This is a genomic window from Streptococcus mitis, assembly GCF_000722765.2.
GTDB lineage: Bacteria > Bacillota > Bacilli > Lactobacillales > Streptococcaceae > Streptococcus > Streptococcus mitis_AQ.
Map to the genome: position 1 here is coordinate 899,325 of NZ_CP028415.1, position 12,772 is coordinate 912,096.

The following is a 12,772-nucleotide window of genomic DNA, read 5'->3' on the forward strand; positions in this document are numbered from 1 at the left end:
AATCATAAACTATCCAAGGCATTCTTTTGTTCATCATTGACGATATGAGTATAGAGGTCTGTGACTTGTGTACTGGCGTGTCCTAGTTGGTGGCTGACTAAAACTTGCGATTTAGTAGCATCATAGAGCCTAGTTGCTAGGGTATGGCGCAGTTTATGGGGGGTTACACGGACTTTGAAGTCCTCAGAATACTTAGCAACCATTTTCTCAACGCTGGAAGCATCGATACGATTAGGAACACCTCTGTAGAGTGTCAAAAAAAGAGCTGTATCTGTTTTTTCCGTTTTATAGCGTTGATTCCGAATGGCCAGATAATTTTCTAAATAAGGTTTTGCAAAGGCAGCGACATTGACAGAGTCACGTTTGCCACCTTTTCGAGTAACATCAATAACCATCATTTTGAGGTTGAGATCTCTTAGATCCAGATTAACAGCTTCAGATAAGCGGACACCAGACGCCAAGAGAAGGGCGATAATGGCCAAATCACGTTCTTTATTTTTATTAAATGAAGATAGGGCGCGATTTGAAAGTTGTTGTGGATACTCTTGGTCAATATAAGTTAGAAAACCCTCTGTTTCATCACCAAGAAAGAGTTTTTGCTTGATGTTTTCAGCTCTGGCAGCAAGTGTTTCTTTCTTTTTCTTTGTTGAAACTTTCTTCATTACATTACGATAGAAATAAGGTTCGCCCTGGTCGTTTTCAACCTCCTCAGTCAGATACTTGTAAAGACTAGAAAGTGCTGACAAAGTCCGATTGATGGTTGTCTGAGAAACTCCTTGCTTGGTTGTATTAGCATTCAGCAAAGGACGTTCACGTAGGTAAAGGATAAAAGATTCCATGTCTTTCTTAGACATATTTTCCAAGACGGATAAAGAAATATCGGATATTTTATCGGCATTTGAGATACCAGACTCTAAAACCCAGCTGAAAAATCGATCGTATTCCTTAAGGTATTCGTACAGGGTTGTAAAACTATAAGGAACAGAAAGCTTAGATTGGTAGTATTCTAAAACAAACCAGGGCATGATTTGTTTTAGTTTGTCGATTCGTTCTAATAAAATCTCACGTTTCATGTATTTTCTCCATAAATAAGTCTACTAGTAGTATAGCATAGGCTTATTTATTTTTCAAGAAAATTATAGTTTTTCGGAAAGATGTTATAGAGCTTTTTAAAAAAGACTTAGACCTGAGTAAAAGGGATCTAAATCTTTGGAATTTCATTGTGAATCATTAGCTAGTGCTTTTTCTAGTTTCCAAATACTAAACCAGAATGAAATAGTCAGCAGAATAAGGAAAATAAAAAAGAAGATTATCAGTAACGAAACTTCTGTTCATTCTACATAACTGAAGAGCTATATAAGGAGCTATGAGACACAAAATACATTGTATAATTGCTATTGTTTTCTTTTTCATAATTTTAATCTTACTGTACAGATTTGATACAGTAAACTCCTTTCTAGCTTTATGCTTTTCATTTCTAACTTGATTATAGTCTTATTTTTACCAAAGTTCAATTACTTGTATGTGAAATATCTTATCTGTAAAAAATAACCGATCTCATTGTTGAGAATCGGTTTTCTAATATATTTAATTAAGAAATTTATTTTTACATAACATAAATTATGTAAAAATCTCCTACAACAACAAATCTTTGACTTTTCCAATTTCACTTTTTGGAATAACTAGGTGAATCATATCTCCGAGATACATTCTGGTTGAACCGTTAACGGTTTGGCTTTTACCGTTATGGACTTGGGTGGTGATGAGTACGTTATGTGGCAGGCTGAGTTCATGAACCTGTTTTCCAGCGATTTTGTCAGAAACAGGGATTTCAATGAGAGTGACTTCTCCTTCATCTGTCGCTTCTTCTGGCAGCATTTTTTCCAACATAGCCTCATAGACTGGTGCACCCTTGAGTAGATCCATGATGATGTAGGCAACTAGGGTCACAAGTCCGAGTGGCATGAGATTGCGAATATCTCCTACCATCTCAGTTACGAGTATCATAGCAGTTAAGGGAGCCTTGGATATTGCTCCAAAATAGCCACTCATTCCCAGAATGACAAATATAGGGAATTGCTCTTGACTGACAAGCCCAAGATTGACACAAATAACACCAACTAGGGCACCAAGTAAGGAACCAAGAGCCAAAATCGGTAGGAAAATTCCTCCTGGAAGGCCACTTCCATAGCTAATCATGCTCCAAACAAAGCGAATCAAAAAGTACGCTAATAGAACTTGAAAACTAAAATCTTGCTTAGTCAGGGAAAGAACCAGCTGATTTCCACCACCAAGGATTTGGGGTAAGAAGATTCCGACTGGTATGATGAGAATGAAGGCAAGAATTGGATAATAAGCTCTATCCAAATGGATTTTCTGACCAAGCCAATCATAAACTCGACCAACATTGAGCACAGCTTTCTCATAGAGAAAACCGGAAAGGCCTAGAAAAATCCCCATAAGGAGGTAAATCCAATACTGATCCAAGGTCATGAGAGGGATATTATCAGGCATGTCTAGCACTGGCGTTAGGCCAAATATGAGCAGAGAAACAAAGTTTGCTACGAGACTAGCTGCGAGAGTAGATACCCAGAAAAAGCGTGAAAAATGGTGATAAACTTCTTCTACCACAAAGAGAAGTCCTGCAATCGGTGCATTAAAGGCTGCGGCTAAACCTGCGGCAGCTCCACTAGCAATCAAGGATCGTTCCTCTACTGGACTGGATTTGAGCCATTTGGCAATTCCTTTACCACCAACCGCTCCAAGTTGAATACTTGGTCCTTCACGTCCTAGCATAAGGCCACTAGCAATAGCCAAAATTCCTAGAATATATTTTTTCCAAAGTACGCCCCACCAGTTGAGAGTCATCAATCCCTTTAATTCGGCTTCAACTTGAGGAATTCCTGAGCCTTTGATGTCTTTTTCTGACCGAGTTAATTTCGCACTGAACCAACAAACTATTAAATAAAATAGACCAATGATAAAAAGATTGCGCACTAGGTGCGCTTGATCTTGATAAAGTCCTTGTATCAGGTGGAATCCTTTTTCGATTGAAAACCGAAAAGATCCAACGATGATCCCAACGACAAGACCGACGATGATTCCTCGTCCAACTTGGGATAATATGGTGCTTGAGGCAAAGGCAAATTCTTTCTTGGAACTGAGTGTTTCTGACTGTTCCTCCATAATCATTCCTTCTAACTTAACTTTCTTTTTCTCCTGAAACCAGTGATTTAACGGGTTCAAAGCTGGTTCGGTGAATTGGGGTAACTCCTAGTTTTGTGAGGCCTTCCAGGTGTTTGGCTGTTCCATATCCTGCATTAGTAGCGAAATCATAGCCAGGGAACTGCTGATCGTATTCCTTCATCAATTCATCACGTGTCACCTTGGCTACTATAGAAGCCGCTGCGATAGAGAGGGAATTAGCATCTCCTTTGATGATAGATGTTTGTGAAATTTGCAAATCCAGTTTCATGGCATCTATCAAAAGGTGATCAGGTTGAGGACTGAGCTGGGAGATTGCTTCCTGCATGGCCAGTTTGGTTGCTTCATAGATATTGACTTGATCGATGATATGATTATCCATGATACCAATACCAATTGATAATGCTTTGTCTTGAACTGCTTGAAAAATCTCCAGATGTTTCTTTTTAGGAATTTTCTTGCTGTCGTTGAGACCTTGAATCTTACAATTTTTAGGTAAAATAACGGCTGCAGCGACTACAGGCCCAGCCAGAGGACCTCGGCCGACCTCATCAACACCTGCTATCAAGGTCAATCCTTGCTTATACAGTTCTTTTTCGTAGGAAAGCATGGATTCCAAGCGCAAATTTTCATCTAATTCAGCTTGAATGTTTTTTTACGCTTGCTGATTTCCTTTTGAACTCCAGAGCGATTGTCCTTTTCAAGATCTAAAAAAATAGGGTTATCAAGGTCCTTGACTGTAGCAAGGAGTTCTTTTATCTCTTTAATCGTCGCCATCGAGGTCTTCCAATGTATCTAAGGTATAGTTACCGAGTTTGCCGTCGCGGACTTCCTTCACGAAGAGACTGTAGAAACGGTCATAGTCATCACGGAAACCGAGGGCACGGGTCATGTCCATAATAATAACAGGCGCTTCTTCTTCAATTTTCATTTGTTTGAAGCGTTCGGCCAACTTTTCTGGATAATGTTCTTTGAAATAATTGAGACCAAAAATGGTTACCTCGTCCATAGGAAGCAACTGGTCTTTGATAGCTCCAGTCAAGGCCAACTTAAGCGCAACAGTTTCATCCTCAAACTTAGGCCAGAGAATCCCTGGTGTATCCAAGATTTCCAGGTCTTTATTGGTTTTGAGCCATTGTTGTCCCTTGGTAACCCCTGGTTTATTGCCGACAACGGCAATTTTCTTACCAGCTAAACGGTTCATAAGAGTGGATTTACCAGCATTTGGAATTCCAATAATCATGGTACGCAAGGTTTCAATTTGAATTCCACGTTCTTTTTGGTGAGCAATCTTATCCGCCATGAGCTTTTTGGCCGCATCTGTTACAACTTTTACAGTCACTTGCTCTTTGGAGTTGATAGCTAGCGTCTGAATTCCTTGTGATTCAAAATACTGGCGCCATTCCTTGGTCATTGCTGGGTCAGCCAAATCCGCCTTGTTTAAAATCAAGAGTTTTGGTTTGTCACCAACAATTTTGGTCAACATAGGATTTTGACTAGATAGAGGTAAGCGTGCATCCACCAAAATCGTTACAAAATCAACAAATTTTAAATTTTCCTGAACCTGTCGACGAGCTTTAGACATGTGACCAGGAAACCATTGAATAGTAGCCATAATATATCTCCTTCGGATTGAAAAATTCTAAAACGTTTTCTTTCTTATCCTCTATTCTATCATAAATTAGCCTTTTTTGCATGGTCTTTAGGCTATGAGAAATTTATTAAACATAATTTTATTTATGTCTTTTACAATACAGTAAACTTATATAAAGGATATTAGACTTCAAAAAGAGGATTTTCATTGCACTCAATATCAAAAAAGAAGATGAAAAATCATCTTCTTAAAAACTCATAGTTTTTAGTCTTCTTTTTTCTTGCGAGAAAGAAGTACAAATCCACTTAGTGCTCCAAGAAGTCCAAGTGCTCCAAGGTTAGCATTAGCTTCTGTACCTGTGTTTGGTAATTCCTCTCTTCTACTTGTCTCAGAAGTCGGAGTATTTGCTTCTGGAGTGTTTGGAGTTGGAATTTGACTTTCTGGTGTTGGAATAGTCGGATCTTGTGGAGTTGGCATCGGTGTGGTCGGTTTCTGTGGAACAGGATTATTAGGCTCTACTGGTGTTATCTTTTCAAATTTATGAATTGTGACACCATCTTTTGTTACAGTTGTAATCAATCGATATCCAGGTATATTTCCTGGTTCATGAGTTCCAGGTTTTTCTGGTTTCAATGGCTTACCGTTTTCATCCACCCAGATTGTAATATGATTACTTTCTGGAGTTGGTTTTACCGGTTCTTCCGGACTAGGTGTATTTGGAACTTTTACATACTCAATCGGTGTATCCTTACCAGGTTCTGTTGGTACCGCTGGTGGAATGTATCCTTGTGTTGGATCATTTGGCACTTTTGGTTGTAACGGTGTTTCACCAATCTTCGGTGTGTATCCTGGTACATACGGAATTACTGGTACATTTGGTGTATTAGGATCCGTTGGATCACCAGGCTTAGTTGGATCTGTTGGATGGTTTGGATATGGTAGTGGCGTTGGTGTTTCTACACCTGGCACTTTTGGTATCCATGAACCAAGTTTCTTGTAAACCACTTCAATCGTTTGATTTGTAACAGTTGGTGTTATTCCTTTTCTTTCAGCAACTTCTTTTTGAGCTGGGTCTTTAAGGATGTAACCTTTAACTACTGGTGATGATACTTTATCAAATGTACTATCTCCACCAACTGCTTTCCATTCTCCATAAGTAATCTCACCTGTTACTACGTTAATCTTAGCTTCACGTGTAAATGTAACTTTGTCTGTTGATGGTTCAGAAACTTTGTTTCCAGTCTCGTCAACATAGTTGATTGTACGTGTAACTTCTTTTTCTAAGTCAGATTTTGCTAATCCAGTTTCTGGCCATTTTGGTCCTTCTGGTTTATCTGGATCTACTGGATCATTTGGATTTTTCGGCTCTGTTACTGTTACTGTACGTTCCTTAACTAATAATTTGAATACTTGTGTTGGATCTCCATCTGTTGGATCTTTTTCTTTATCAAATTTTTGATCTTTCAACAAGTCTTTATTCTCAACTATATATCCACGTTTTTCTAAGTCTGCAATCTTAGCTGTTACTGAATCTGCTGGAATTGGTTCACCTGTTTTACCTGAAAGCTCTACTTTCTCTTCAGGTAGTTCAACCTCTGTACCTGTTGTTGTATTGAATACTTTCACTACAGCTTTTTGAGGATCTTTTGAATACTCAATTGGTGTATCTTCGCCTGGTGTGTTTGGAATTGGTGGCACCTTGTATCCATTTTCTGGATTATTTGGATCAACTGGTTCTAACGGTGTTTCGCCAATCTTCGGTGTGTATCCTGGTACATAAGGAATTACTGGTACATTTGGTGTATTCGGATCCGTTGGATCTCCAGGTTTCGTTGGATCTGTTGGATGGTTTGGATATGGTAGTGGTGTTGGTGTTTCTACACCTGGCACTTTTGGTATCCATGAACCAAGTTTCTTGTAAACCACTTCAATCGTTTGATTTGCAACAGTTGGTGTTATTCCTTTTCTTTCAGCAACTACTTTTTGAGCTGGGTCTTTTAAGATATAACCTTTAACTACTGGTGATTTCACCGCATCAAATGTACTATCTCCACCAACTGCATTCCAGTCACTACCTTTGCCCTTGAATGTCACTTTATCTGTAGATGGTTTAGCTAATTCATTACCTTTTTCATCCACGTATTTGATTGTACGTGTCACTTCTTTTGTACCAGTTGTTTCTGGTTGTTCAGGATTAGGTGTGTTTGGCACTTTTTCATACGTAATCGGCGTATCCTCACCTGGTGTTGTTGGCACTGGTGGAATGTATCCTTGCGTTGGATCATTTGGCACTTTTGGTTCTAACGGTGTTTCGCCAATCTTCGGTGTGTATCCTGGTACATAAGGAATTACTGGTACATTTGGTGTATTAGGATCCGTTGGATCACCAGGCTTAGTTGGATCTGTTGGATGGTTTGGATATGGTAGTGGCGTTGGTGTTTCTACACCTGGCACTTTTGGTATCCAACTTCCTAGTTTAGTATAAACTACTTTTTGATCTAATCCTGTCGAATCTGCATTTGTTTCCACTTTATCTACTGAAGCTTTGTCTGCTACATAGCCTGTTAATGTAGGTGTGTCTACTTTTGCTAATTCTTTGTCCGCACTTTCCCAATTTCCATATGTGATTGTTCCTGTAACTGCATTATATGTTGCACTACGTTTGAAGTGGGCTGTTTGTGTTACAGTTGGTTTCGCATCTGCTATTTCAGGTCCGTCTGCAGTTTCTTTCTTAACGTAAGTAATTGTACGTGTTACTTCTTTTTCTAAGTCAGATTTTGCTAATCCAGTTTCTGGCCATTTTGGTCCTTCTGGTTTATCTGGATCTACTGGATCATTTGGATTTTTCGGCTCTGTTACTGTTACTGTACGTTCCTTAACTAGTAATTTGAATACTTGCGTTGGATCTCCATCTGTTGGATCTTTTTCCTTATCAAATTTTTGATTATTTAATAAGTCTTTGTTTTCAACTACATATCCACGTTTTTCTAAGTCTGCAATCTTAGCTGTTACTGAATCTGTTGGAATTGCTGAATCTGTTGTTCCGTTATCAATACTTACTTTCTCAGCTGGTATTTCTACCTCTGTTCCTGTTGTTGTATTGAATACTTTCACCACTGCTTTTTGTGGATCTGCCACATACTCAATCGGTGTATCCTTACCAGGTTCTGTTGGTACCGCTGGTGGAATGTATCCTTGTGTTGGATCATTTGGCACTTTTGGTTGTAACGGAGTTTCACCAATCTTCGGTGTATATCCTGGTACATATGGAATTACTGGTACATTTGGTGTATTAGGATCCGTTGGATCTCCAGGTTTCGTTGGATCTGTTGGATGGTTTGGATATGGTAGTGGTGTTGGTGTTTCTACACCTGGCACTTTTGGTACCCAACTTCCTAGTTTAGTATAAACTACTTTTTGATCTAATCCTGTCGACTCTGCATTTGTTTCCACTTTATCTACTGAAGCTTTGTCTGCTACATAGCCTGTTAATGTAGGTGTGTCTACTTTTGCTAATTCTTTGTCCGCACTTTCCCAATTTCCATATGTGATTGTTCCTGTAACTGCATTATATGTTGCACTACGTTTGAAGTGGGCTGTTTGTTTCTTAGTTGGTTTCGCATCCGCTATTTCTGGTCCATCCGCAGTTTCTTTCTTAACATAAGTAATCGTACGTGTTACTTCTTTTTCTAAGTCAGATTTTGCCAATCCAGTTGCTGGCCATTTTGGTCCTTCTGGTTTATCTGGATCTACTGGATCATTTGGATTTTTCGGCTCTGTTACTGTTACTGTACGTTCCTTAACTAATAATTTGAATACTTGTGTTGGATCTCCATCTGTTGGATCTTTTTCTTTATCAAATTTTTGATCTTTCAACAAGTCTTTATTTTCAACTATATATCCACGTTTTTCTAAGTCTGCAATCTTAGCTGTTACTGAATCTGTTGGAATTGCTGAATCTGTTGTTCCGTTATCAATACTTACTTTCTCAGCTGGTATTTCTACCTCTGTTCCTGTTGTTGTATTGAATACTTTCACCACTGCTTTTTGTGGATCTGCCGCATACTCAATCGGTGTATCCATACCAGGTTCTGTTGGTACCGCTGGTGGAATGTATCCTTGTGTTGGATCATTTGGCACTTTTGGTACTAACGGTGTTCCTCCTACACTTGGTGTATATCCTGGTACATATGGTATTACTGGTACATTTGGTGTATTCGGATCCGTTGGATCTCCAGGCTTAGTTGGATCTGTCGGATTGTTTGGATATGGTTTAGGTGTCATATCTGTTCCTGTCGGTGGTGTTACACCTTCTGGTAATCTTGGCACCCAACTTCCTAGTTTAGTATAAACTACTTTTTGATCTAATCCTGTCGAATCTGCATTTGTTGCCACTTTATCTACTGAAGCTTTGTCTGCTACATAGCCTGTTAATGTAGGTGTGTCTACTTTTGCTAATTCTTTGTCCGCACTTTCCCAATTTCCGTATGTGATTGTTCCTGTAACTGCATTATATGTTGCACTACGTTTGAAGTGGGCTGTTTGTGTTACAGTTGGTTTTGCGTCTGGAATTTCTTCTCCATTTGGAGTGTCTTTCTTAACATAAGTAATCGTACGTGTAACATCTTTTTCTAAGTCAGATTTTGCTAATCCAGTTGCTGGCCATTTTGGTCCGTCCGGAACATTAGGATCAACCGGTGTATTTGGAGTTGGTGGTTCTGTTACTGGCACAACTTTTTCTTTTACAGTAATCGTATATTCCTGACTTGGAATTTGACCTTCTGTGTCTTCTACAGTATCAACTGTTTTATCACCACTTGTAAATGTGTCTCCAACAATCTCATATCCAGCATTTTTCAATTCTGTAATCTTAGTATTAACTTCATCAGTTGAAAATTCTTTTCCTACTTCACCTTCTAGTGTAATATCATTATATCCAGTCAATGCTTCTGTTGCTGTCTCAGATGTTTGTTTCTTGAAATGAACGACACCTTTACCTGTAGGCGGCGTAGTTCTTTCTTCATATACAAATGTAATCACTGTATTTTTCTTTGTGATACTTCCATTTGGTCTATCAGATGAAGTTTCTAATCCTCCACCAACTGATCTTAAAGCATAATATTTTCCATTAGTCGCTTTAAAAGACGAAACTTTTTTTGAATTCACATCATAGTCTGTACCAATCAGTACATCTTTTCTTACCAAATAGCCATTATCCGTTTTTTCTCCAGCTTTTTTAGCATCTGCATCAGTGATTGGTAAATTATTTCCATTAGTATCAACATAACGAACAGTAACATCTCCTGACATAGCTGCTCTTACTTCTGATGTCTTTTTACTCTTGTCAATTTCTTCTTTTATTTTTTTCTCTTGGTCTTCAGTAATCTTACCTTGCTCTTTTAACTTGGTAAGAATACGTTTTGCTAATTCTTTAGACGGTTCTACAGTATCTTGGATGACTGAGAAATCGGCTAGAATCGGCATATTATACTGAATACGAGAACTTTGAGAGTTTACCCCAACTCTTTCATTATCAGATGGAATTACTTGTACAGTATACGATACAATATCCGCTCCTAAAGGAATGTCCGCAGTAGAGAAGTATCCTGGTTTTCCTAGTTTGCTATATCCAGGACCCACTGCTTCCTTAATCTTAGCCGACAGTTCTTCATCAGAAATCACATTCGTTCGCTCAATCCCTTTGTCTACCCCTATAAAGTGGGAGAAGTGTTTGAATTCTTCAGAACCAGCTCTAGCCCAACCATGATTAAGATTATTCGCTTTTGTATTTGTATTCTCTCTATCAAAGGTTTGGGGATTAGCACCATATGCATCAGCACTTAGAGTTGCTGCTATATTTGACCCTTGAATACCAACTTCCTTGCTACCGTTTCTAGCGGCAGTATATGTGTATTTATCTGTTTCAACTTCCAGCTGATCATCGTTAACATGATAGGTAATTTTCTTAGCACCTGGTATAAGAGTAGTGAGTAATCTATATGCTCTGTCATCAGCTTTAGCTTGAGAACTACCTGAACTTAGCCAAGTTGGGGTATTAGGATTATCTTTATCAGCATTTTTCAATAAATTATTCAAGTCATTTGATAGCCCTGGAGTTGTCCGAGATGTATTTGTGAAAGTTTTCTTCCACTCTGAATCTTTTTTCCCTGATTTTGCTATACTTAGGAATTCTTCAGTAACATTCATCACAATATCGCCTTGTTTTTTAGCTTCTTCCGTTGCTTCTTCTACAATTTGATCGTATACTTTTTGTTGCTCTGGTGTATAATCTTTTTCTTTTGTTCCTCTTAATAATGAATTAGCTTTTACTTTCGGATTTTTAATTTTATTAACACGATATTCAAACTCAGTTTTTAAAAATTTCAAAATGCTTTCATGTGCCGATTCAACATTCAAACCTTTCTTATACAACTCTTCATTCTGAACGATTTCAGCTACACGAGAAATAGTTTCATCATAAACTTTTGTTTCTTCGCCCTTACTATTTTGAGCTTTAATTACTACTCGATAACTTCCTTTAGAACCGTTAATATCTGTGATGTACCCTGTCACAAAATCAACACGAACACGACTTCCGTATTTAGTAGAAAAGGCTGCGAATTTCTTCTCTATCCCATTGTAGCCAACGACACCTGGAGAATATTTATTAAATTTATCCTTTTCTAAAAGATGAAGTTTATTAAAATCAGTGCTACTCAAATTCGCACGTTCATTCGGAGTACGTGGATCATATGTAGAATTATCCACTACAGTTTCAGTACGATTGGCACGTGTACGCCCTTTAACAAGCATCAGCATATAATCAAAACGACGATCTAAGGCTTGCTCATGCACATAGATGTTATCTAAGGCATCTGCCCCAAGCATACCACCTTGTTCAATTATCGGAATCCCATTCTCAGTTTGTCCAACTTTATGCCAACCTGTGAAGTAACCTTGTGCGTTCTTTCTACCGATAGCGAACTTACCTTTGTTTCCATCTTCATCAATGGCATGCCAACCACCAAAGTCATGAAGTTCTCTAATTTCACCCGGTTGAAGAGGTACACCCTCTGGATTCTCAGCAGTCTTATCAAATCGAAGTTCTCTTCCTAGAGTATCCATATTTTTCAAGTATGAACGCTCGTTATTTTGGAAGTCATCCGGCATATGTTGGATAATCTTCCACATATCTTCAACTGTAGCAGTATGATCAGGATCATCGAAACTCAAGTTAGCATTTGGATCATGTGCTCCAGGCTCATCTCCTTTTGGTATATTTACACCTGGTTGATCTGGTTTTACTGTAGCCCCCTTACGTCCGGTTAGAGCTGAGTTTAATGCTTCGTTATTTCCAGTTGAAGACCCGTCAGGTGTCTCAGTTCCAGTAGAAGCATTAGAAGTTCCGCCAGCAGGAGCATCTCCTACTTCTCTTCTTACACGGCGACCTCTAGTATTAGCAGACGTAGACGCTTCTGTCGGCTGCGCTACATTATTGATTTCTTTATTTTCTACTGGTTTCGTATTATTAGTTGCTAAAGTTTCTTTATTTTCTTTCTTTTTAGGTGTTGTTGACTCTGTTGATTTTCCAGAAGCATCTGGATTTTGAGCAGGCTCCGCCCTATAGCTAGAGGAAGTCAGACTGTTAGGTTGGCTTGTCTCCGGTTCTGGAGACGGACTAGAGTGACTTGCCCCTCCATCAGTAGTAGTTTTCGTTTCAGCGTGTACCACACCTGCCCCCATGGCAAGGTATAAAGCACCTATGACGACACTAGCTGCACCGACACTTACTTTTCGAATACTATATTTTAGTTGTTTATCAAATTTACCCATTTTAGACTCCAATTATCAAATAGCAGATATATTTATACATATTAGCATAGAATAATCTGATTCTATTATACATCAAGTTAATCTATTTAACAAGGAAAAAAGAATATTGTAAAAATAGCTTTATTAAATTGGAAACTATGA

The 12,772-nt window shown here is 38.5% G+C and carries 4 protein-coding genes and 3 pseudogenes; all 7 read right to left on the bottom strand.

Annotation, left to right across the window (positions count from 1 at the left end):
- Positions 1 to 2: 2 nt before the first annotated feature.
- Complete coding sequence (gene xerS, locus SK637_RS04810; protein WP_033688780.1) at positions 3 to 1,073, bottom strand: tyrosine recombinase XerS; 1,071 nt, start codon at positions 1,071 to 1,073, stop codon at positions 3 to 5.
- 562 nt (positions 1,074 to 1,635) lie between these two features.
- A complete protein-coding gene (locus SK637_RS04820) occupies positions 1,636 to 3,186 on the bottom strand; it encodes a ClC family H(+)/Cl(-) exchange transporter (RefSeq protein ID WP_033688781.1) in 1,551 nt (516 codons plus the stop codon).
- A 16-nt stretch (positions 3,187 to 3,202) separates the two neighbouring features.
- Positions 3,203 to 3,981: pseudogene (locus SK637_RS04825) on the bottom strand (ribonuclease HII).
- Complete coding sequence (gene ylqF, locus SK637_RS04830; RefSeq protein ID WP_033688782.1) at positions 3,968 to 4,819, bottom strand: ribosome biogenesis GTPase YlqF; 852 nt, start codon at positions 4,817 to 4,819, stop codon at positions 3,968 to 3,970. The pseudogene SK637_RS04825 and the gene ylqF overlap by 14 nt, the downstream one beginning before the upstream one ends.
- Before the next feature lie 243 nt (positions 4,820 to 5,062).
- The gene (locus SK637_RS10135; RefSeq protein ID WP_414717221.1) at positions 5,063 to 10,282 is read right to left on the bottom strand and encodes a mucin-binding protein; all 5,220 of its coding nucleotides are present in this window, start codon (positions 10,280 to 10,282) and stop codon (positions 5,063 to 5,065) included.
- Positions 10,259 to 10,632: pseudogene (locus SK637_RS10330) on the bottom strand (hypothetical protein); the annotation flags it as partial. The pseudogene SK637_RS10330 and the gene SK637_RS10135, both read right to left, overlap by 24 nt.
- Before the next feature lie 1,894 nt (positions 10,633 to 12,526).
- Positions 12,527 to 12,631: pseudogene (locus tag SK637_RS10335) on the bottom strand (YSIRK-type signal peptide-containing protein); the annotation flags it as partial.
- Between the last annotated feature and the right edge of the window lie 141 nt (positions 12,632 to 12,772).